The following is a 24,792-nucleotide window of genomic DNA, read 5'->3' as shown; positions in this document are numbered from 1 at the left end:
GGAATCGTCGCAGAGCCCCAACCGGGATAGCAAGGTTCATTTCGCCAAAAACTTTAATTTTTTATGACATACCTCCCCACTGCCGGTCAGTGGCAATCGCAATTCGCCACGAGAAAGCGAGCGCCGATGTACCTCGTGCACGTGCAGGTCAGGTCGTCGGCCGGAAGCGGCCTGCCGGCGGACGTGGCGGGCCGGGTCCTGGCCACGGCCGTCCCCGACGAGCGCATCGAGCACGTCGCCGTGCACCCGCACGCCAGGCCGTACCCGGTGCTCGGGGTCGTCCTCGGCGCCGACGGGCTTGAGCAGGCGGAGGAGCGGGCCGCCGCCGTGGTGCGCCGCGCTCTGGCCGCCCACGACGAACTGCGGGAGTGGGAGCAGGTCACGGCGCAGGTGCCCCTCGTCGGGCCCTTCTACGAGCTGCTCGTCGAGCGGGAAACCCCCGGAGAGTTCTCCGGATGAACCGGTGAACGGTTCCGGCCACGGCATAGACAGGCCAGCTCGATCCCCTTCCGAGCAGGGGAAACGGTGATGAAGATAAGTCTCACACCCCGGGATGAGCAACCTGGAAGGCGGCCTGACGAGGCGCCGACCGCCCAGCCGGAGCCACACGGCTCTGATCCGATAAGGACTCTCGTCATGTTCGACAGCCTGCGCACCCTCCCCTCCCGCGTCGTCACCCTCCTGGCCGTCTCCGCCCTCGCCGTCCTGGCCGCTTTCGCCGCCGGAGCCGTGGACACCGCCGCGTCCGGAGTCTCCGCCGCCGTGGTCGCCCAGAGCGGAACCGGCTGGCAGTGACCCGGCGGTAGTCCGGCGGCGGCCCGTGTGGCCTGTTCGGGCCACGCACACGGAGCCCGGCCGTGGGACCCGGCCCCGGAACCCGGCTCGCCATTTGTTTGACTCCCCCGCCTCGGCATGGACTTTATGACGGCGGATCACCGCCCCTTCTTACTCCGGCCGGCCGTTATTGCAGGTCATCGAAGTCGCCCATTGACAGCGGGCGCCGGTGAACCCCTTTCCTCAGACGAACATTCTGCTGCCGCGTGCGCGGAAAAAACCCTCTCACGGACGCCCGTCACGGGTTTCCCCGCCTCTCCCGAGAACCCTCATGAAAAGCCACCGTCCAGCGACGAAAGGACGCGACATGCCGCCGACGAACCCGGTCGCGACCTCGGAGCGTCAGTTCCACGCGATAAATCCGTGCCCCAGACCGAACCTCCGGCTGGTCTGCTTCCCGCACTCCGGCGGCTCCGCCGGGTATTTCCGCACCTGGAAATCGGCGGTGCCGGAAGGCGTCGAACTCCTCGCGGTCCGCTACCCCGGACGGGAGGAACGACTCTGCGACCCGTTCGCCGAGGACATGCGTGAACTGGCCGACTCCATCGCCCACGCCTGCGCGCGGTTCGACGACGCGCCCCTGGCCTTCTTCGGCCACAGCCTGGGATCGCTGGTCGCCTACGAGGTGGCCGTACGACTGTCGGCGCGGTACGGCATCACACTCAGAACGCTCTTCGCCTCCAGCTGCGCGGCGCCCTGGCTGGCGCCCAGGCTCGGGCTCGGGGACGCCGACGACGAGGCCCTGATCGAACGGGTCGGACGGCTCGGCGGGACCGACATGAGCGTCTTCGACAACCTGGAACTACGTGAGCTGATCATGCCGGCGATCCGGGCCGACTACCGCCTGCTGGACCGTTACACCGAACCGGCCACGACCGCGCTGGACTGTCCCGTCCACGTCTACCACGGCACGGACGACCCGGGCGTCGGGGCGGAAACGGTCGCCGCGTGGTCCAGGGCGACCGCCCGCGCCTTCTCCACACGGGCCTTCCCCGGCGGCCACTTCTACCTCGCGGAACACCTTCCCGAGCTGGCCCGCGACCTCTTCGCCCGCCTGGAGACCCCGCCGGCCGGCCGCCCCTCCCGCTCCAACCTCCTGTTCGTCCTCGGGTGAAAGACCCAGAACCGCTGAGAAAGGAAACACCGTCATGGCCAACCCCTTCGAGGACCCGGACGCCCGTTACCTCGTGCTCGTCAACGACGAGGGCCAGCACTCGCTCTGGCCGACCTTCAGCCCGGTCCCGGCCGGATGGGAGGTGGTGTTCGGGGAGGCCGCCCGTCAGGAGTGCCTCGACCACATCGAGCGGTCGTGGACCGACATGCGGCCGAAGAGCCTGATCGCCGCCATGGAAGACAACAGCTGACGACGACGCGTACGGGAAAGCCGAAGGAGGGAACCGCATGTCCGCGGTTGGTGGGGTGCCCCCGGCGACGCTGCCGGAACTGATCGGGGCACAGGTGGCCAGGACACCGGACGCCGTCGCCCTGGTGGCCGGGAAGACCCGGCTCACCTACGCCGAGCTGGACCTTCGGGCCGGTCGGCTGGCCCGGCTGCTGGCCGGGCGGGGAGTCGGCACGGAGGACGTCGTCGCCCTGGCGCTGCCGAGGTCCGTCACGGCGATCACGGCCGTCTACGCGATCGCCAAGTCAGGGGCGGCCTGGCTGCCGGTCGACCCCTCCCTGCCCGCGGACCGGATCACGCGCATGGTCGCCGACTCCGGGGCGAAGCTGGTCCTCACCTCGGCGGAGACGGCTCCGGGCCTGCCCGACTGCGGCGTCCCCCTCCTCCTGGCCGACTCCCCCACCGACACCGGGACCGGGGAGGGCCCGCTGCGGACCCTCTCCCCGGCCAACACCGCCTACGTCATCTACACCTCCGGCTCGACCGGCACCCCCAAGGGCGTGGCCGTGACCCACGCGGGGCTCGCCGCCCTGGTCGCCACCCACACGGGCCTGACCGGCATCGACGGCACCAGCCGCGTACTGCAGGGCGCCTCCCTCAGCTTCGACGTCTCCGTCTCGGACATCGTCAACACCCTCGCCAACGGCGCCACCCTCGTGCTGCCGCGCGAACAGAGCCAGATGGTCGGCGAGGAGCTCGCCGGCCTGATCGACGAGTACGGGATCACCCACGCCGACCTGTCGCCGGCGATGCTGGCCACGCTGCCCGACGTGCCGCTGCCGACCCTGCGCGCCATCGTCGTCGGAGGGGAGGCGGTCCCCCGCGAACTGGTCTCCCGATGGAGCGCCGGGCACGCCGTCTTCAACGGCTACGGCCCCACCGAGACCACGGTCACCGCCACCATGAGCGGCCCCCTGACCGGTGACGAGGAACCGCCGATCGGCCTGCCCTGCCGCGACACCCACGTCCATGTCCTGGACGACTCCCTGCGCCCGGCCGCCGAGGGCGAGCTGTACGTCGCGGGACCCGGACTGGCCCGGGGCTACGTGGGCAGGCCGGGCCTGACCGCGGAACGCTTCGTGGCCTGCCCCTTCGGCGAGCCGGGCGAGCGGATGTACCGCACCGGCGACAGGGTACGGCTGCGCCCCGACGGGCAGCTCGACTTCGTCGGCCGAGCCGACGACCAGGTGAAGATCCGCGGCTTCCGCATCGAACCGGGCGAGGTCGAGGCGGTCCTGGCCGGGCACCCCGCCGTACGGCAGGCCGTGGTGCTGGCCAGGCAGGACGAGCCCGGCCGCAGGCTCCTCGTCGGCTACGTCACCGGCCAGGCCGACCCGGCCGAACTGCGTGAGCACTGCGCGGGCAGGCTGCCGCACTACATGGTGCCCGCCGCCGTCGTCGTGCTTGAGACGTTCCCGCTCAACGCGGCGGGAAAGGTCGACAGGAAGGCCCTGCCCGCCCCGGTCTTCGGCCAGGCCGACGTGGGGACGCCCGCCCCGGCCGACGAGCTGGAGCGGACCCTCCACGAGCTCTACCGGAAGGTCCTCGGCCTGGCGGACGTGGGGGTCGAGGAGTCCTTCTTCGAACTCGGCGGCGACTCGATCACCGCGATCCAGCTGGTCTCCGAGGCACGCAGGGCCGGGCTGCGGATCAGCCCGCGTGACGTCTTCACCGCGGGCAGCGTGGCGGCCCTGGCCAGGATCGCCGGGACGGTCGAGGAACGGCCCACCGTGACGGAGGAGGCGGGCGCCAATCTCGGCGAGGTCCCGCAGACCCCCGTCATCGCCTGGCTGGCCGCGCAGCGGGGCCCGCTGGACGGCTACCACCAGTCGATGAGCCTGTCGATCCCCGCGGAGACGACCGACGAACGGCTGACCGCCGCGCTGCAGGCCGTACTGGACCGGCACGACGTGCTGCGGATGCGGACCTCGGCGCCCGCCGTACGGCCGTGGCGGCTCTGGACCCGGCCCGAGGGCGCCGTGCGCGCCGGGGACGTGGTCGAGTTCGTGACCGGTGAGGCGGACTTCGCGGCGGCGGCGCGCACGGCACCGGCCCGGCTGCGGCCCGAGGCCGGGGTGATGCTCCAGGCGGTCAGGTACGGCGCGCGCCTGCTGCTCGTCGTCCACCACGTGGTCGTCGACGGGGTGTCCTGGCGGACCCTCCAGGCGGACCTGCTGGCGGCGCTGCGCGAACCGGGAACGCCGCTCGAACCGGTGCCGACCTCCTTCCGCCACTGGGCGCGGCGGCTCGGCGAGGCGGCCCTGTCCCCCGCCCGCGTGGCCGAACTGCCGTTCTGGGCCGAGACCCTGAGGACACCGGAGACACCGCTCGGCGGACGTGCCTTCGACCCGGCCCGCGACACCTACGCCACCGTCGGCTCACTCCGCCTCGCGCTGCCGCCCGAGATCGCCGAACCACTGCTCACCCAGGCCCCCGCCGCCTTCCACGCGCAGGTCAACGACGTGCTGCTGACCGCCTTCTCCCTCGCTCTCGGGCACTGGCGCGCACGCCGCACTCCCGGTTCTGGGACGCCCGTGCTCGTGGCCGTCGAGGGACACGGCCGGGAGGAGATCGTCGACGGGGTCGACCTGTCCAGGACGGTCGGCTGGTTCACCTCGGTCTTCCCCGTACGGCTCGACCCGGGCACGGTTCCCTGGCCGGAGGTGACCGCCGGAGGCGCGGGAGTCGGCGCCGCGCTCAAACGGGTCAAGGAACAACTGCGCGCCATCCCCGACCACGGCATCGGCTACGGCCTGCTCAGATACCTCAACCCCGAGACCGGGGCCGTCCTGGGCGAACACCCCGAACCGAGGATCGAGTTCAACTACCTGGGCCGCTTCCCGATGGACGACGTCACCGGCGAGGACTGGCTGGCCGGAGCCGACCTGGTGGGCGAGGGCGGCGAACCCGGCATGTCGCTGCCGCACGCCCTCGGCCTCGACGCCCTCACCCTCGACACCCCGAAGGGCCCGGCGCTGCTGGCCGAGTGGACCTGGGCGGGCGAACTGCTCACCGAGCGGGAGACCGCCGAACTCGCCGAGGCCTGGTTCACCGCGCTGCGCGGTATCGCCGCCCACGTACGGCGAAGCACCGTGAACACCTACACCCCCTCCGACTTCCCCCTCGTCGAGATCGACCAGGCCGGACTGGACGCCCTGGTGGCCGCGCACCGGCCCGCCGAGATCGGCGACGTTTGGCCCGCGTCCGCGACGCAGAGCGGCATGGCCTTCCACTCCCAGTACGACCTGGGGGCCGCCGACGTCTACACCGCCGCGTGCAGCTTCGACCTGACCGGGGAGCTTGAGGTGCCCAGGCTGCGCGCCGCCGCCACGGCGCTGCTGGAACGCCACCCCAACCTGCGCGCCGCCTTCCACCGGGGCGAGGACGGCTCGACGCTCCAGGTCGTCGTGGACGGCGCGCGGGCGCCCTTCACCGAGATCGACCTGTCCGGCGTGGACGACTTCGAGGAACACGCCGCGAGGATCGTCGAGGAGGAACGCGCCCGCCGCTTCGACCTGTCCCGCCCACCGCTGGTGCGCTGGCTGCTGCTGCGCGCCGCACCGGAACGTCACCGGCTCGTCGCCTCCATCCACCACATCCTGCTCGACGGCTGGTCCATGCCGATCTTCGCCGAGGAGCTGTGGGCCCTGTACGCGAGTTCCGGCGACGACTCCGCGCTGCCGCGCCGCGTGCCGTACCGGGACTATCTGGCCTGGGTCGGCCGGCAGGACCGGGAGGCCGCCAGGCGGGCGTGGACCGCGGCGCTGACCGGATTCGAGGAGCCCACGCTGGTCGCGCCCGGCCAGAGGGCGCCGGAACCGCCCCTGCGGCTGCGCAGGGAGCTGCCCGCCGAGACCACCGACCGGCTCGTACGGCTCGCCCGGCGGCACGGCGTGACCGTCAACACCGTGATCCAGGCGGTCTGGGGGGTGCTGCTGACCCGGCTGACCGGCCGGGGCGACGTCGCCTTCGGCATGACGGTCTCCGGCCGCCCGCACGAGATCCCCGGCGTGGAGCGGATGGTCGGCCTGCTGATCGACACCGTCCCCGTCCGGATCGGGGTCCGCCCCGCGGAGAGCTGGGCGGCGCTGCTCACCCGGGTACAGGCCGAACAGGCCGAACTCCTGGACCACCAGCACCTGGGGCTGGCCGAGATCCAGCGGTGCGCCGGGCTCGGCGGCCTGTTCGACACCGTCGTCGTCTACGGCAACTACCCGGACAACGCGCCTCTCGGCGTCGAAGGCGTCCTGGACGTCGCACTCGTCGAGGACGCCGACAGCGCCCACTACCCGCTGCTGCTCGCGGTCACCCCCGGCGAACGGCTCGGCCTGCATCTCGACCACCAGCCCTCCGTCATCACCGGCGAGGCGGCCACGACCCTGCTCGGCCGGTTCGAACGACTGCTCGGCCACCTGCTGGACGACCCCGGGGCACCGGTCGGCCAGGCCGGAGTCCTGACGCCCGGGGAGCGGGCCGAGATCCTCGGCGGATGGAACGACACCGCGGGGCCGGTCCCCGAGCGGAGCCTCCCTGAGCTGTTCGCCGAACAGGTGGCGCGCGTCCCGGACGCGGTGGCTCTGCGCTGCGGCGATGAGGAGCTGACCTACCGGGACCTCGACCTGCGGGCGGAACGGCTGGCCGACCGGCTGGCCGCGGCGGGCATGGGCCTGGAGACGCCGGTCGCGTTGCTGATGGACCGCTCCGCCGACCAGGTGGCCGCGCTGCTCGCGATCCTCAAGGGCGGCGGCCTGTACGTGCCGCTCGACGACCGCCACCCGCTGGAACGGCTCAGCCGCGTGCTGGCCGACAGCGGCGCCGGGCTGCTGCTGGTGGACGAGGCGCACCAGGGACACCCGCTGACCGGCTCTGACCGGCTGCGGACCATCCGGGTGCACGCGGCGGAGCAGGCCGGGGAACGTCCCGCCGTCCGCGTCCTGCCGGACAACCGGGCCTACCTGATGTTCACCTCGGGGTCCACGGGGGTGCCGAAGGGCGTGGCCGTCACCCACGGGAACGTGGTGGCGCTGGCCGCCGACGGCCGGTTCGGTGGAGAGGAGCACCGCCGGGTGCTGGTCCACTCCCCGCTGGCCTTCGACGCCTCGACCTACGAGCTGTGGGTGCCGTTGCTGTCGGGCGGTCAGGTGGTCGTGGCGCCGCCGGGGCAGCTCGCCACGGCTGATTTCGCCCGGTTGTTGTCCGGTGGTGGGGTGGACGCGCTGTGGTTGACGGCGGGGTTGTTCAACCTGGTGGCGCAGGAGGCGCCGGAGTGTTTCGCGGCGGTTCGGCAGGTGTGGACCGGCGGCGACGTGGTCTCCCCGGCTTCGGTTCGGCGGGTGCTGGAGAGTTGTCCCGGGTTGACGGTGGTCGACGGGTACGGCCCGACCGAGACCACGACCTTCGCCACCTGCCACCCGATGCGCTCGGCCGGTTCCGTCCCTGCCTCGGTGCCCATCGGCGGGCCGATGGACAACATGCGGGCCTACGTCCTGGACGAGGCGCTGCAACCGGTCCCGGCCGGAGTGGCCGGCGAGCTCTACCTCGCGGGCGAGGGCCTGGCCCGTGGATACGCGGGCAGGCCCGGTCTGACGGCTGAGCGGTTCGTGGCCTGTCCGTACGGCGGGCGGATGTACCGCACCGGGGACCTGGTGCGGTGGAACGCCTCGGGGGAGATCGAGTTCGTCGGCCGTAGTGATGACCAGGTGAAGATCCGTGGTTTCCGGATCGAGCCGGGTGAGGTCGAGGCGGTGGTCGGGGGGCTTTCCTCGGTCGGTCAGGTCGTGGTGGTGGTCCGGGAGGATCGTCCGGGCGACAAGCGGCTGGTGGCCTACGTCACCGGGGAGGCCACTTCCGAGCAGGTGCGTGAGTATGTCGCCGCCAGGTTGCCGGGGTACATGGTGCCGTTCGTGGTGGTTCTCGACGCCCTGCCGGTCACGGCCAACGGCAAGATCGACCGCCGCGCCCTGCCCGAGCCCGAGGTCGGTGCGAACGAGGGGCGTGAGCCGCGCACGCCGAGGGAGGAAGTCCTGTGTGGCCTGTTCGCCGAGGTCCTCGGGGTCGAACGGGTCAGCCTGGATGACGGCTTCTTCGACCTGGGCGGACACTCACTCCTGGTGATGAAGCTGGTCAGCCGGATCCGCACGGTCCTGGGGGTCGAGCTGCCGATCAGGGCGCTCTTCGAGAACCCGGACGTGGCCAGGTTGGAGCGGTACCTGGCCACCGAGCAGGCCGGTGCCGTACGGCCCGCCCTGGCCGCCATGACCCGGCCCCAGCACGTCCCGCTGTCCTTCGCCCAGCAACGCCTGTGGTTCATCGAACAACTCGAAGGACCCAGCGCCCTCTACAACACCCCTCTGGCCGTACGGCTACGCGGCCCCGTGGACACCTCGGCGCTCGACGCGGCGCTGGCCGACGTGGTGACCAGGCACGAGGCACTGCGGACGACCTTCCCCTCGGTCGGAGGACTGCCCCGCCTGCGGCTCGCCGAGAACGCCCGCCCGGTACTGGAGACGCGCGTGTGCGCGGACGACGCCGACGTCCGCGCGGCGGTCGAACGCATCTCCGTCGAGCACGTCTTCGACATCGCCGTGGACATCCCGGTGCGGGCCTGGTTGCTGTCGCACGGTGCGGACGAGCACGTGCTGGTCCTGCTGCTGCACCACATCGCCGGGGACGGCTGGTCGCTGAGGCCGCTGTTCGACGACCTGGCCGCCGCCTACCAGGCACGACTGGCCGGGGACGCCCCTGACTGGGCGCCGCTGCCGGTGCAGTACGCCGACTACGCCCTCTGGCAACGCGACCTCCTCGACACCCTCCTCGACGGGCAGCTCACCCACTGGCGCAACGCACTGGACGGGACGCCGGAGGAACTGGCGCTGCCGTACGACCGGCCCAGGCCGGACCGGGCGAGCCACCGGGGTGGGAACGCCCCGTTCCAGGTGGACGCCGAGTTGCACGCCAGGCTCGTCCGGCTGGCCGCAGGGCACCATGTCAGCCTGTTCATGCTGTTGCAGGCCGCCGTCGCGACCCTCTACAGCCGCCTCGGAGCCGGAACGGACATCCCGCTCGGCACCCCGACGGCCGGACGCACCGACGAGGCGCTCAACGACCTGGTGGGCTTCTTCGTCAACACGTTGGTGCTGCGCACCGACCTGTCGGGAAACCCGACCTTCACCGAACTGCTCGACCGGGTCCGTACGACCAACCTGGACGCCTACACCCACCAGGACGTGCCCTTCGAACGGCTCGTCGAGCACCTCAACCCCGAGCGGGTCCCAGCCAGGCACCCGCTCTTCCAGACCCTCATCGCGATGAACAGCCAGACCCCGCTGCCGGAGGAGTTCGCCGGGCTGGAGTGCGGGGAGTATCCCTTCGACCTGGACGTCGCCAAGTTCGACCTGGCCTTCAACTTCGCCGAGACCGGCGACGGCCTGACCGGCATGATCGAGTACTCCTGCGACCTGTTCGACCACGGCACCGTGACGGCTCTGGCCGAGCGGCTGGTCCGGGTGCTGCGGGCGGTGGCCGACGACCCCGGACAGCACGTCGCCACCCTGGAGATCCTGGCTCCGCAGGAGCGGGAGCTACTGGTGACCGGGTGGAACGACACCGCCGTCCCGCAGGTCGTCTCCACCCTGCACCGCCTGTTCGCCGAACAGGCCGCCAGGACCCCCGACGCCGTGGCCGTCGTCTCCGGCGACACCCACCTCACCTACGCCGACCTCGACACCCACGCCAACCACCTCGCCCACACCCTGCTCGGCCAAGACCTGGCACCGGACACCCCGGTCGCGTTGCTCATGGACCGCTCGCCCGCCCTGGTCGTCACGATCCTCGGCATCCTCAAGGCCGGAGCCGCCTACCTCCCCCTCGACCCCCGGCAACCCACCGAACGCCTCCAGCGGATCCTGACCGACGCGGGCGCCACCCTCCTGCTCACCGACACCACCCACGATCTCCACATCACCACCCTGACCATCACCCCACCCACAACCCCGGTGCCCGTCACGACCCCACCGGACACGACCCGGCCAGAACACACGGCCTACGTCATGTTCACCTCAGGATCGACCGGGACGCCCAAGGGCATCACGGTCACCCACCAGAACGTGATCGACCTGGTGATGGACAGGTGCTGGCGGCAGCCGTACGAACAGCGGATCCTGTTCCACGCGCCGCACGCCTTCGACGCCTCCACCTACGAGCTGTGGGTGCCGTTGCTCTCCGGCGGCCAGGTGGTCGTCGCGCCGGCGGGCAACGTGGACGCGGCCGGGATCCGTGCCCTGGTCGGACGGCACGACCTCACCCACGTCCACGTCACGGCCGGTCTGTTCCGGGTGATCGCCGAGGAGGACCCCGACGCCTTCGCGGGGGTGCGGGAGGTGCTGACCGGAGGCGACGTGGTCTCGCCCGCCGCGGTGCGCCAGGTGCGCGAGGCGAACCCCGGCGTCACGATCCGGATCCTGTACGGCCCGACCGAGACGACGCTCTGCGTGACCCAGCTCGATGCCGGGCCGGGGCGGCTGTCCATCGGTCGCCCGATGGACAACACCCGCGTCTACGTGCTGGATGAGGGACTGCGGCCGGTCCCGGCCGGGGTCGCGGGCGAGCTGTACATCGCGGGCACCGGCCTGGCCCGCGGTTACGTGGGCAGGCCTGGTCTGACCGCTGAGCGGTTCGTGGCCTGTCCGTACGGCGGGCGGATGTACCGCACCGGGGACGTCGTCCGCTGGAACGCCTCGGGAGAGATCGAGTTCGTCGGCCGTACCGACGACCAGGTGAAGATCCGTGGCTTCCGGGTCGAACTCGCCGAGATCGAGGCCGTGACCGGTGAGCACCCCTCGGTACGGCAGGCGGTCGTGGTCGCCCGTGAGGACCGGCCGGGAGACAAACGCCTGGTCGCCTACGTCACCGGGGAGGCCGTCCCCGAACAGGTGCGTGAGCACGTCGCCGCCCGGTTACCCGCCTACATGGTGCCGACGGTGATGGTCCTGGACGCCCTGCCCGTCACGGCCAACGGCAAGATCGACCGGCGCGCGCTGCCCGCACCCGACTTCGGCACGGCCGGTGGTCGTGGCCCGCGCACCCCGCGGGAGGAGATCCTGTGCGGCCTGTTCGCCGAGGTCCTCGGCCTCGAACGGGTGGGCATCGACGACGGCTTCTTCGACCTGGGCGGACACTCGCTGCTCGCCACCAAGCTGGTCAGCCGCATCCGCACCGTTCTCGGCGCCGAGTTGCCGATCCGCTCCCTGTTCAACGCCCCCACCGTCGCCGGTGTCGTCGACGAACTCCCCAAGTCCGGCCCGGCCAGGCCCGCGTTGCGGCCCAGGCGCTGAGCAGCCCGTGATCTCCGTCGGAGGAAGACCATGATTCCGCTTTCCTACGCGCAGCAGCGCCTGTGGTTCATCGAACAGCTTGAGGGGCCGAGCGCCCTGTACAACACGCCGCTCGTGCTGCGGCTCGGCGGCCGGATCGACGCCGGAGCCCTGGAGGCCGCCCTCGGGGACCTGCTGACCAGGCACGAGGTGCTCCGCACGGTCTTCGTCTCCTCTGACGCCGGGCCGTACCAGGAGATCCGGGAGGCCGGGGCCCGGCCGGTGCTTGAGGTGCTGACCTGCGCGGACGACGCCGAGGTACGGCGGGCGGTCGAGCGGGCGGCCGGGTACGTCTTCGACATCTCGGCCGAGTTGCCGGTGCGGGCCTGGTTGCTGTCGCGTGGCGCCGATGAGCACGTGCTGGTCCTGCTGCTGCACCACATCGTCAGCGACGGCTGGTCGGTGGGCCCGCTCTTCGTCGATCTGGAGACGGCCTACGAGGCGCGGCTGGCCGGGCGGCTTCCGATCCAGGAGCCGTTGCCGGTGCAGTACGCCGACTACGTGCTGTGGCAGCGCGACCTTCTCGAAACCGTTCAGGATGAGCAGCTCGCCTACTGGCAGGGTGCGTTGGACGGGGTGCCGGAGGAGTTGGCGTTGCCGTATGACCGGGCCAGGCCTGCCGTGCCGAGTCATCGGGGTGGGGTGGCCGGGTTCGGGCTGGACGCGGAGTTGCATGGGCGGTTGGTCCGGGTGGCGGCCGAGCGGCAGGTCAGCCTGTTCATGCTGTTGCAGGCCGCCGTCGCGACCCTCTACAGCCGCCTGGGGGCCGGGACGGACATTCCGCTCGGGACGCCGACGGCCGGACGTACCGATGAGGCGCTCAACGACCTGGTGGGTTTCTTCGTCAACACGTTGGTGCTGCGGACGGATCTGTCGGGGAACCCGACCTTCGCCGAGTTGCTGGGCCGGGTTCGTACGGCGAATCTGGACGCCTACACCCATCAGGATGTGCCGTTCGAGCGGCTGGTGGAGCATCTCAACCCGGAGCGGGTTCCGGCCAGGCATCCGTTGTTCCAGACCGCCGTCACCCTGGACAGCCAGACCCCGCTTCCTGAGGAGTTCGCCGGACTGGCCTGCCGGGAGTATCCCTTCGACCTGGACATCGCCAAGTTCGACCTGTCCTTCTCCTTCACCGAGACTCCCGATGGGCTGACCGGTCTGCTGGAGTACGCCACCGACCTGTTCGACCACCACACCGCCACCACCCTGACCGAACGACTCCTGCGGGTACTGCTGGCCGTCGCCCACGACCCGGACCTGCCGATCGCCGCCATCGACGTGCTCGCCCCCGAGGAGCGGGCCGAGATCCTGGACGAGTGGAACGAGACCGCCGGTCCGGTGGCCGGGGGAAGCATTCCCGAACTGTTCGCCGAGCAGGTCGCACGCACCCCGGACGCGGTCGCGCTCAACCAGGACGAGCGGACGCTGACCTACGCGGAACTCGACGCTCGTGCCGAGCGGCTGGCGCGGCGCCTGACGACCGAGGGGGTGACCAGGGAGACCCCGGTGGTGCTCTTCCTGGAGCGTTCCTTCGAGGCGGTGATCGCCGTCCTGGGGGTGCTCAAGGCGGGTGGCGTGTACGTTCCGCTCGATCCTCGCTATCCGGCCTCGCGCATCGAGGTGATCCTGCGGCAGAGCGGGGCTCACCTGGTCCTGGGTGACGAGACCGCCCGGCGGGTGACGTTCCCGGGCGACATGACGGTGCTCGACGTCGCCACCCTGCTCAACGAACCGGACGTAGAACCCGCCGGGCAAAATATGCCCATTTATCAGGATCAGCTGGCGTACGTCATGTTCACCTCGGGGTCCACGGGGGTGCCGAAGGGCGTGGCCGTCACCCACGGGAACGTGGTGGCGCTGGCCGCCGACGGCCGGTTCCGCAAGGAGGAACACCGCCGGGTGCTGGTCCACTCTCCCCTGGCCTTCGACGCCTCGACCTACGAGCTGTGGGTGCCGCTGCTCTCCGGCGGTCAGGTGGTCGTGGCACCGCCGGGCGAGCTCGACCTGGACGCCATGTCCACGCTGCTGATCGAACGGCGGCCGACGGCGGCGTTCTTCACCACGGCGTTGTTCAATCTGCTGGCCGAGCACGGGTCGCGTCCCCTGGCGGGGGTGCGGGAGGTGTGGAGCGGCGGCGAGGCCGGATCGGTCACCGCGATGCGCCGGGCCGTCGAACGCTGCCCGGACCTGGCCTTCGTCCACGTGTACGGTCCCACCGAGACCACGACCTTCGCCACCTGCCACCCGGTGCGGCGCCCGTTCGCCTACCAGGCGGTTCCGCCGATCGGCGGCCCCATGGACAACATGCGGGCCTACATCCTGGACGAGGCGCTGCAACCGGTCCCGGCCGGGATCGCGGGCGAACTCTACCTCGCGGGCGAAGGCCTGGCCCGAGGCTACGTCGGCAGGCCGGACCTGACCGCCGAACGCTTCGTCGCCTGCCCGTACGGCGGGCGGATGTACCGCACCGGGGACCTGGTCCGCTGGAACACCTCCGGACAGATCGAGTTCGTCGGCCGTACCGACGACCAGGTGAAGATCCGTGGCTTCCGCATCGAACCGGGTGAGATCGAGGTCGTCGTCGCAGAGCATCCCTCGGTACGGCAGGCCCTGGTGATCGTCAGGGAGGACCGTCCCGGCGACAAGCGGCTGGTGGCCTACGTCACCGGGGACACCGTCCCAGAGGGAGTGCGCGAGTACGTGGGCGCCCGGCTGCCGGCCTACATGGTGCCGTTCGTGGTGGTTCTCGACGCCCTGCCGGTCACGGCCAACGGCAAGATCGACCGCCGCGCGCTGCCCGCCCCCGATCTCAGCACGTCCGAGGGTCGCGAGCCGCGCACTCCCCGGGAGGAGATCCTCTGCGGCCTGTTCGCCGAGATCCTCGACGTTGAGCGGGTCGGGGTCGACGACGGCTTCTTCGATCTGGGTGGGCACTCGCTGCTCGCGACCAAGCTGGTCAGCCGGATCCGCACCGTCCTCGGAGTCGAGCTGCCGATCAGAGCGCTCTTCCAGAACCCGGACGTGGCCAGGTTGGAGCGGTACCTGGCCACCGAGCAGGCCGGTACCGTACGGCCCGCCCTGGCCGCCATGACCCGGCCCCAGCACGTCCCGCTGTCCTTCGCCCAGCAACGCCTGTGGTTCATCGAACAACTCGAAGGGCCGAGTGCCCTCTACAACACCCCTCTGGCCGTACGGCTACGCGGCCCCGTGGACACCTCGGCGCTCGACGCGGCGCTGGCCGACGTGGTGACCAGGCACGAGGCACTGCGGACGACCTTCCCCTCGGTGGACGGCGTGCCATACCAGAAGGTGCTTGAGGACGCCCGGCTGACGCTGAACGTTCGGGACTGCGCCGACGACGAACAGGCGCGGGCGGTCGTGGAGGACCTGGCAGTCGGGGTCTTCGACATCTCGGCCGAGTTGCCGGTGCGGGCCTGGTTGTTGTCGTACGGCGCGGACGAGCACGTGCTGGTCCTGCTGCTGCACCACATCGCCGGGGACGGCTGGTCACTACGGCCGCTGTTCGACGACCTGGCCGCCGCCTACCAGGCACGATTAGCCGGGGACGCCCCCGACTGGGCGCCGTTGCCGGTGCAGTACGCCGACTACGCCCTCTGGCAGCGCGACCTTCTCGAAACCGTTCAGGATGAGCAGCTCGCCTACTGGCAGGGTGCGTTGGACGGGGTGCCGGAGGAGTTGGCGTTGCCGTATGACCGGGCCAGGCCTGCCGTGCCGAGTCATCGGGGTGGGGTGGCCGGGTTCGGGCTGGACGCGGAGTTGCATGGGCGGTTGGTCCGGGTGGCGGCCGAGCGGCAGGTCAGCCTGTTCATGCTGTTGCAGGCCGCCGTCGCGACCCTCTACAGCCGCCTCGGAGCGGGGACGGACATTCCGCTCGGGACGCCGACGGCCGGACGTACCGATGAGGCGCTCAACGACCTGGTGGGCTTCTTCGTCAACACCCTCGTCCTGCGGACGGATCTGTCGGGAAACCCGACCTTCGCCGAGTTGCTGGGCCGGGTTCGTACGGCGAATCTGGACGCCTACACCCATCAGGACGTGCCGTTCGAGCGGCTGGTTGAGCATCTCAATCCGGAGCGGGTCCCGGCCAGGCATCCGTTGTTCCAGACCGCCGTCACCCTGGACAGCCAGACCCCGCTGCCCGAGGAGTTCGCCGGGCTGGAGTGCCGGGAGTATCCCTTCGACCTGGACATCGCCAAGTTCGACCTGTCCTTCTCCTTCACCGAGACTCCCGATGGGCTGACCGGTCTGCTGGAGTACGCCACCGACCTGTTCGACCACCACACCGCCACCACCCTGACGGAGCGGCTGGTCCGGGTGCTGCGGGCGGTGGCCGACGACCCCGAACTGGCGGTCGGCGCCATCGACGTGCTCTGCGACCAGGAGCGGGAACTGCTGCTGGTCACCCGGAACGACACCGCCGCCCCGCAGGTCGTCTCCACCCTGCACCGGCTGTTCTCCGAACAGGCCGCCAGGATCCCCGACGCCGTGGCCGTCGTCTCCGGCGACACCCACCTCACCTACGCCGACCTCGACGCGAACGCCAACCACCTGGCCCATCGGATCATCGAGGCGGGCGCCCGGCAGGACATGCCGGTCGCGTTGCTCATGGACCGCTCGCCCGCCCTGGTCGTCGCGATCCTCGGCATCCTCAAGGCAGGAGCCGCCTACCTCCCCCTCGACCCCCGGCAACCCACCGAACGCCTCCAGCGGATCCTGACCGACGCGGGCGCCACCCTCCTGCTCACCGACACCACCCACGATCTCCACATCACCACCCTGACCGTCACCCCACCCACGACCCCGGTGCCCGTCACGGCCCCGCCGGACACGACCCGGCCAGAGCACGCCGCCTACGTCATGTTCACCTCAGGATCGACCGGGACGCCCAAGGGCATCACGATCACCCACCAGAACGTGATCGACCTGGCCCACAGCCGCTGCTTCGACGGGATCACCTCCAGGAGTGTGCTGCTGCACTCGCCGACCGCGTTCGACGCCTCGACCTACGAGTTGTGGGTGCCGTTGCTGTCGGGCGGCCGGGTGGTCGTGGCGCCGCCGGGGCAGCTCGCCACGGCTGATTTCGCCCGGTTGTTGTCCGGTGGTGGGGTGGACGCGCTGTGGTTGACGGCGGGGTTGTTCAACCTGGTGGCGCAGGAGGCGCCGGAGTGTTTCGCGGCGGTTCGGCAGGTGTGGACCGGCGGCGACGTGGTCTCCCCGGCTTCGGTTCGGCGGGTGCTGGAGCGGTGTCCCGGGTTGACGGTGGTCGACGGGTACGGCCCGACCGAGACCACGACCTTCGCCACCTGCCATCGCATGGACGAGTCCTCGGCTCCCCAGGCTTCGGTGCCCATCGGCCGTCCGCTGGACAACATGCGCCTCTACGTGCTGGACGAGGCCCTGCGGCCGGTCCCGGACGGGGTCGCGGGCGAGCTGTACATCGCCGGTTCGGGCCTGGCTCGTGGGTATGCCGGCAGGCCTGGTCTGACGGCTGAGCGGTTCGTGGCCTGTCCGTATGGCGGGCGGATGTACCGCACCGGGGACGTCGTCCGCTGGAACGACTCGGGAGAGATCGAGTTCGTCGGTCGTAGTGATGACCAGGTGAAGATCCGTGGTTTCCGGATCGAGCCGGGTGAGGTCGAGGCGGTGGTCGGGGGGCTTTCCTCGGTCGGTCAGGTCGTGGTGGTGGTCCGGGAGGATCGTCCGGGTGACAAGCGGCTGGTGGCCTACGTCACCGGGGAGGCCACTTCCGAGCAGGTGCGTGAGTATGTCGCCGCCAGGTTGCCGGGGTACATGGTGCCGGTGGTCGTGACGCTTGGGGCCCTGCCGGTCACGGCCAACGGCAAGATCGACCGCCGCGCCCTGCCCGAGCCCGAGGTCGGCGTCACGGAGGGGCGTGAGCCGCGCACTCCCCGGGAGGAAGTCCTGTGTGGCCTGTTCGCCGAGGTCCTCGGGGTCGAACGGGTCAGCCTGGATGACGGCTTCTTCGACCTGGGTGGGCACTCGCTGCTCGCGACCAAGCTGGTCAGCCGGATCCGCACCGTCCTCGGAGTCGAGCTGCCGATCAGAGCGCTCTTCCAGAACCCGGACGTTGCCCGCCTGGAACGGTACCTGGCCACCGAGCAGGCCGGCGCCGTACGGCCCGCCCTGACCGCCATGACCCGGCCCCAGCACGTCCCGCTGTCCTTCGCCCAGCAACGCCTGTGGTTCATCGAACAGCTGGAAGGACCCAGCGCCCTCTACAACACGCCCTTCGCCGTACGGCTCCACGGTTCCGTCGACACCCGGGCGTTGGAGGAGGCCCTCGGGGACCTGGCCGACCGGCACGAGGCGTTGCGGACGGTCTTCCCCTCGGTGGACGGCGTGCCGTACCAGAAGGTGCTTGAGGACGTCCGGCCGGTGCTGCACCTGACGGGTGAGCTTTCCGAGGTCGTCGGCCGTGCCTTCGACCTGGCGGCTGAGCCGCCGCTGCGGGCCTGGTTGTTGTCGTACGGCGCGGACGAGCACGTGCTGGTCCTGCTGCTGCACCACATCGCCGGGGACGGCTGGTCGCTGAGGCCGCTGTTCGACGACCTGGCCGCCGCCTACCAGGCCCGACTGGCCGGGGACTCCCCTGACTGGGCGCCGCTGCCGGTGCAGTACGCCGACTACGCCCTCTGGCAACGCGACCTCCTCGAAACCGTCCAGGACGAACAACTCGCCCACTGGCGCAACGCACTGGAGGGGATGCCCGAGGAGTTGGCGCTGCCGTACGACCGGGCCAGGCCGGCTGTCCCCAGCCACCGGGGCGACCTCGCCGAGTTCAGGGTGGACGCGGAACTGCACGGGCGGCTGGTCCGGGTGGCGGCCGAGCGGCAGGTCAGCCTGTTCATGCTGCTCCAGGCCGCCGTCGCGACCCTCTACAGCCGCCTCGGGGCCGGGACGGACATTCCGCTCGGGACGCCGACGGCCGGACGTACCGACGAGGCACTCGACGACCTGGTGGGCTTCTTCGTCAACACCCTCGTCCTGCGGACCGACCTGTCGGGAAACCCGACCTTCACCGAACTGCTCGACCGGGTCCGTACGACCAACCTGGACGCCTACACCCACCAGGACGTGCCCTTCGAACGGCTCGTCGAGCACCTCAACCCGCCCCGTACGCCCGCCAGACACCCGCTCTTCCAGACCGTCGTCACCTTCGACAACCAGACCCGCGCCGAGCTGGACTTCGCCGGGCTGCGCGGGACCATGGAGCCGGTCGGTGAGGCGCACGCCCAGTTCGATCTCAATGTCACCTTCACCGAGACCCCTGACGGCCTGACCGGTGCGATCGGGTACGCCTGCGACCTGTTCGACCACGGCACCGTGACGGCTCTGGCCGAGCGGCTGGTCCGGGTGCTGCGGGCGGTGGCCGACGACCCCGAGCTGGCGGTCGGCACCGTCGACGTGCTCTCCGACCAGGAGCGGGAACTGCTGCTGGTCACCCGGAACGACACCGCGGTGGAGACCGACTTCGGCCGTTGCGTCCACGAGCTGTTCGAGGCCGAGGCCGCCGCCCACCCCGGCACGGTCGCCGTGGTCCTCGGCGAGACCGGTGTCACCTACGCCGAGCTCAACGCCCGCGCCAACCACATCGCGCGCACCCTGCTCGACCGGGGGCTGGTTCCCGAGGAGCCGGTCGCGGTGCTGATGGAGCGGAGCGTCGAGCTGGTCGCCGCGATCCTGGCCGTGGCGAAGGCGGGCGGCACCTACGCGCCGCTCGACCCGCGTTATCCGCTACCCCGGCTGCGGCACGTGCTGGACGCGACGGACGCCCGTTTCGTCCTGGTCGACACCGAGCACACCGGGCACCCGATCGCGCAGGACCCGCTCAGGAGCGTCCTGGAGATCACCGGCTCCGGAGCCGTGGCGGAGAACCCCGGGCTGAGGATCCACCCCGACCGGCTTCTCTACGTGATGCACACCTCGGGTTCGACCGGCCTGCCCAAGGGGGTCGGGGTCACCCACCGCAACGTCGTCGACCTGCTGGCCAACCCGCAGTTCCTGACCGGCGCGCACGAGCGGACGCTGCTGCACTCGCCGACCGCGTTCGACGCCTCGACGACGGAGGTCTGGGTTCCGCTGGTGACGGGAGGCCGGATCGTGCTGGCCCCGCCGGGCGCGCTGGACGCGCACACCCTGGCCAGGACCGTCGCAGAGCACCGGGTGACGCTGGTCCAGGCCCCCTCGGGGCTGCTCAGTGTGCTGGCCGCGGAGTCGCCGGAGAGCTTCCGCGAGGTGCGGCAGGTGTGGACGGGCGGGGACGTGGTCTCGCCCGCCGCCGTCCGCGACTTGATGGCGACATGTCCTGAAATAACGGTTGTCGCGGTCTATGCCCCGACGGAGACCACTGCCATCAAGACCTGCCACGTCATGACCGCCGAGACCGGCGTCCCCGCGACGGTCCCCATCGGCCGTCCGATGCGCAACACCAGGGTCTACGTCCTGGACGCCGGGCTGCGACCGACCCCGGAAGGGGTCGCGGGTGAGCTGTACATCGCGGGCACCGGCCTGTCCCGGGGCTACGTCGGCAAGCCCGGCCTCACCGCAGAGCGGTTCGTCGCCTGCCCGTACGGCCCGCCCGGCGAGCGGATGTACCGCACCGGGGACCTGGTCCGCTGGAACGCCTCCGGTGAACTGGAGTTCGTCGGCCGTGTCGACGACCAGGTGAAGATCCGTGGCTTCCGGGTCGAGCTCGCCGAGGTTGAGGCGGTCCTGGCCGCCCACTCCTCGGTACGGCGCGCCCTGGTGGTGGCCAGGGACAACCGGCTGGTCGCCTACGTCACCGGGGAGGGCGATCCCGAGCAGGTGCGCGCCTACGCCGCCGGCAGGCTGCCGGACTACATGGTGCCCGCTGCGGTCATGGTGCTGGACGCGCTGCCGGTCACGGCCAACGGCAAGGTCGACCGGCGCGCGCTGCCTGAGCCGGACTTCGGCACGGCCGGAGAGGGACGGGGACCGCGCACCCCGCGGGAGGAGATCCTGTGTGGCCTGTTCGCCGAGGTCCTCGGCGTGGAGCGGGTGGGCGTCGACGACGGCTTCTTCGACCTGGGCGGACACTCGCTGCTCGCCACCAGGCTCGTCAGCCGCATCCGCACGGCCCTGGGCGTCGAGGTGTCCGTCAGGACCCTCTTCCAGCACCCCGACGTCGCCGGGCTCAGCCGTCACCTGGAGCAGGCGGGACGGGACGACGTCCGCCCGCTGCTGCTGCCGGTCGTCCGTCCGGAACGGGTGCCGCTCTCCCCCGCCCAGTCGCGGCTGTGGTTCATCGAGCAGATGAAGGGCACCGGCGGCCTCTACAACTCGCCGCTGGCACTGCGCCTTTCCGGCCCGCTCGACCTGGCCGCCCTGCGGGAGGCGCTCGGCGACGTGGTGGAACGGCACGAGGTGCTGCGCACGGTGTTCCCGGTCGAGGGCGGCCTGCCGTACCAGGAGGTGCTGGCCGGGGTGCGTCCCGAGCTGCACGTGCGGGACGTCAGGGACGAACGGCACCTGCGTGAGTGCCTCGGTCTGGCCCAGGGGCACGTCTTCGACCTGGCGGTCGAGCCTCCGCTGCGGGCCTCGCTGTTCGTCCTGGGTCGCGGGGAGCACGTGCTCGCGCTGGTCATGCACCACATCGCCGGGGACGGCTGGTCCATCGGGGCGCTGCTGCGCGACCTGGGAGAGGCCTACGCGGCGCGGCTGGCCGGGGAGGCACCCGGCTGGGCGCCGTTGCCGGTGCAGTACGCCGACTACGCCCTCTGGCAGCGCGACCTCCTCGAAACCGTCCAGGACGAGCAGCTCGCCCACTGGCGGCGGACGCTGGAGGGGGCGCCCGAGGAGCTGGCGCTGCCGTACGACCGGCCCCGGCCGGTGATCCCGACGAACCGGGGCGACTCGGTCGAACTGCGGATCGGTCCGGAGACGCACGCCGCCCTCACCGCCCTGGCCAGGAGGGAGAACGCCAGCCTGTTCATGGTGGTCCAGGCGGCGCTGGCCGTACTGCTCGGCGGGCTCGGCGCGGGCACCGACCTGCCGGTCGGCACCGTGATCGCCGGGCGCACCGACGACGCGCTGGACGACCTGGTCGGCTTCTTCGTCAACACGCTCGTCCTGCGGACCGACCTGTCGGGCGACCCCACCTTCACCGAGCTGCTCGGCCGGGTGCGGACGCTGGACCTGGACGCCTACGGTCACCAGGACGTGCCGTTCGAGCGGCTGGTCGAGGTGCTCAACCCGGCCCGTTCGATGGCCAGGCACCCGCTCTTCCAGGTGATGCTGACGCTGCACGACACCACGGGAGAGCCTCCTGAGCTGCCCGGCCTGCGTGCGGAGGTCATGGAGCTTGAGACCGACGTCGCCAAGTTCGACCTGTCCTTCGGCCTGTGCGAGACACGCACCGGAGACGGCCTGACCGGGGTGCTCGAATACGCGACCGACTTGTTCGACCGGATCACGGCCGAGGAGATCGCGGGACGGTTCGTCCGGGTGCTCGAAGCGGTGGCGGCCGATCCCGGCCTGCGGGCCGGTCAGGTGGACGTGCTGACCCCCGCCGAACGTGAGCGCCTGCTGCGCGGTACGGAGTTCACCCCGGCGCCGGGCACGCTGAAGGACCTCTTCGAGGCGCAGGCGGCCCGCACCCCGGAACGGGTCGCGCTGGCCTTCGGTGAGGAGGAGCTGACCTACGCGGAGCTGGACGCCAGGGCCAACCGGCTGGCGAACCTGCTGGTCGAACGCGGGGTCGGTCCTGAGGGCCTGGTCGCCCTGGCGCTGCCGCGCTCCGCGGACCTGGTCGTGGCGATCGTCGCGGTCATCAAGGCGGGTGGCGCCTATGTGCCGATCGACCCCGGCTACCCGGCCGACCGCATCGCCTACACCCTCGACGACGCGGCCCCGGTCCTGCTGGTCAGCACGGCCCCGACCGTGGCCGGGCTGCCCGCGACCGCGCTGCCGTACGTGCTGCTGGACGAGCTGGACCTCGGCGACCATACGGTGACCGGCCCGGTGACCGGCCCGGCGCCGGAGAACCCCGCCTACGTCATCTACACCTCCGGCTCGACCGGCAGGCCCAAGGGCGTGGTCGTCCCGCACGGCAACGTGGTCCAGCTGATGGCCGCGACCGAACGTCACTTCTCCTTCGGTCCCGACGACGTGTGGACCCTGTTCCACTCCTGCGCCTTCGACTTCTCCGTCTGGGAGCTGTGGGGCCCCCTGCTGTACGGCGGACGCCTGGTGGTCGTGCCCTTCGAGGTCAGCCGTTCTCCGAGGGAGTTCCTCGGCCTGCTGGCCAGGGAGCGGGTCACCGTGCTCAACCAGACCCCCTCGGCCTTCTACCAGCTCGTCCAGGCCGAGGCGGAGGACCAGGAGACCGGTTCGAAGCTGGCGCTGCGCAGCGTCGTCTTCGGCGGTGAGGCACTCGACCTGAGCAGGCTCGCCGACTGGTACGGCAGGCACCCCGACGACGCGCCGGTCCTGGTCAACATGTACGGCATCACCGAGACCACGGTGCACGTCTCCTACCGGGCCCTGGACGCCGCGACCGCGGAAGGGCAGAGCCGCTCGCTCATCGGGACCGCCATCCCCAGCCTGCGCGCCTACGTTCTGGACTCCGCGCTGCGGCCCGCCCCGGTGGGGGTCGCCGGGGAGCTGTTCGTCGCCGGGGAGGGCCTGGCCCGGGGTTACCACGACCGGCCCGCGCTGACCGCGGAACGGTTCGTGGCCGACCCCTACGGCCCGCCCGGCACCCGGATGTACCGCACCGGGGACCTGGCCCGCCGGACCCGCGACGGGGAGCTGGAGTACCTCGGCAGGATCGACGACCAGGTCAAGATCCGGGGCTTCCGCATCGAGCTCGGCGAGGTCAACGCGGTCCTCGGCGCCCAGCCGGGCGTCGCGCACAGCGCGGTCGTCGTCCGGGACGACCGGCTCGTCGGTTACGTCGTCCCCAGAGGCGGTGCCGGGATCGGGGCCGGGATCGACGTGGCCGCGCTGCGGGCCGTACTGGCCGCGACGCTGCCCGAGCACATGGTGCCCGCCGCGCTGGTCGTCGTCGACGCGCTGCCGCTGACCCCGAACGGCAAACTCGACCACCGGGCGCTGCCCGCCCCCGAGTACGCCGCCGCCCAGGACGGTCGAGGACCCCGCGACGCGCGGGAGGAGGTGCTCTGCGAGCTGTTCGCCGACGTCCTCGGCCTGGACAGGGTGGGCGTCGACGACAACTTCTTCGACCTGGGCGGGCACTCGCTGCTCGCGGCCAGGCTGGTGGCGGAGGTCCGGCTCAGGGCGGGGCTCGACGTGGGCGTCCGTGACCTGTTCCAGGCGCCGACCGTCGCCGAACTGGCCGTGCTCGGCGGTTCGCCGAACCGGGAGGCCTTCCCCGTGCTGCTGCCGATCAGGGCACGCGGGACGCGCAACCCGCTGTTCTGCGTGCATCCGGCGGCGGGCATCAGCTGGGTCTACACCGGCCTGCTGGGGCACATCGACGCGGACCGCCCGATCTACGGTCTCCAGGCGCCCGGCCTGGGCGACCTGTCCCTGCACCCGGCCAGCGTGGAGAAGCTGGCCCTGACCTACGTCGAGCAGATCAGGGAGGTTCAGCCGGAGGGCCCCTACGCCCTGCTCGGCTGGTCCTTCGGCGGGGTGGTCGCGCACGCGGTCGCCGCCGAGCTCCAGGCCATGGGTGAGCGGGTCGAACTGCTCGCGATCCTGGACGGCTATCCGGAGCTCGACGAACGTCCCGCCGACCGGGACCCCGCCCTGCTCGCCGCCATCCTCACCTCCCTCGGGCAGCCCGTGGGAGAGATCCCCGCCTGGCCGGAGACCCCGCAGGAGCACGCCGCACTCGTCGCGCACGGTCAGGGACCGCTGTCCGGGCTGAGCGGTGAGGCCGTCGCCCGCGTCATCGGGGTGTTCCTGGCCAACCTGGCGCTCGCCGCGGACAGGCCGAGACGGGCCTACGACGGCGACGTGCTCTTCTTCCTCGCCGCCGCGGACCGTCCCGGCGACGCCCCCGACCCGGCGGCCTGGCACCCGCACGTGACCGGCCGCCTCGACATCCACCCCGTCCCTGTCACACACGGCGAGATGACCGGCGCGGACGCGCTGTCGGTCATCGGTCCCGTGCTCGACTCGCACCTCTGAACCCCTCCCTGAGATTGGACGAAAAAT

6 protein-coding genes are annotated in these 24,792 nt (G+C 71.3%); all 6 read left to right on the top strand.

All coding sequences use genetic code 11. From position 1 onward, the window contains the following. Nucleotides 1-126: 126 nt before the first annotated feature. The 6 genes from ABZ470_RS21575 to ABZ470_RS21550 all read left to right on the top strand — a co-directional run bounded on the left by ABZ470_RS21575 (nucleotide 127) and on the right by ABZ470_RS21550 (nucleotide 24,765). The gene (locus tag ABZ470_RS21575; RefSeq protein WP_352012435.1) at nucleotides 127-459 is read left to right on the top strand and encodes a hypothetical protein; all 333 of its coding nucleotides are present in this window, start codon (nucleotides 127-129) and stop codon (nucleotides 457-459) included. Nucleotides 460-636: 177 nt separating this feature from the next. Continuing rightward, nucleotides 637-795 (top strand): hypothetical protein, encoded by a 159-nt coding sequence (locus ABZ470_RS21570; protein WP_362913252.1) that lies wholly within the window; start codon nucleotides 637-639, stop codon nucleotides 793-795. 346 nt (nucleotides 796-1,141) lie between these two features. Beyond that, nucleotides 1,142-1,948: an alpha/beta fold hydrolase gene (locus tag ABZ470_RS21565; protein ID WP_362784786.1), complete on the top strand. Its 807-nt coding sequence runs from the start codon at nucleotides 1,142-1,144 to the stop codon at nucleotides 1,946-1,948. Between the two features lie 34 nt (nucleotides 1,949-1,982). Continuing rightward, the gene (locus ABZ470_RS21560) at nucleotides 1,983-2,198 is read left to right on the top strand and encodes an MbtH family protein (RefSeq protein ID WP_352012432.1); all 216 of its coding nucleotides are present in this window, start codon (nucleotides 1,983-1,985) and stop codon (nucleotides 2,196-2,198) included. A 37-nt stretch (nucleotides 2,199-2,235) separates the two neighbouring features. Beyond that, the gene (locus ABZ470_RS21555; RefSeq protein ID WP_362913250.1) at nucleotides 2,236-11,568 is read left to right on the top strand and encodes an amino acid adenylation domain-containing protein; all 9,333 of its coding nucleotides are present in this window, start codon (nucleotides 2,236-2,238) and stop codon (nucleotides 11,566-11,568) included. Between the two features lie 30 nt (nucleotides 11,569-11,598). After that, entirely contained in the window at nucleotides 11,599-24,765 is a 13,167-nt protein-coding gene (locus ABZ470_RS21550) for an amino acid adenylation domain-containing protein (protein WP_362913248.1), read from the top strand. The last annotated feature ends 27 nt before the right edge of the window (nucleotides 24,766-24,792 follow it).

This window comes from Streptosporangium sp. NPDC020072, from assembly GCF_040631445.1.
Classification (GTDB): domain Bacteria; phylum Actinomycetota; class Actinomycetes; order Streptosporangiales; family Streptosporangiaceae; genus Streptosporangium.
The sequence above is the reverse complement of the archived record's forward strand: the minus strand, read 5'-3'. Positions and strand labels throughout refer to the sequence as shown.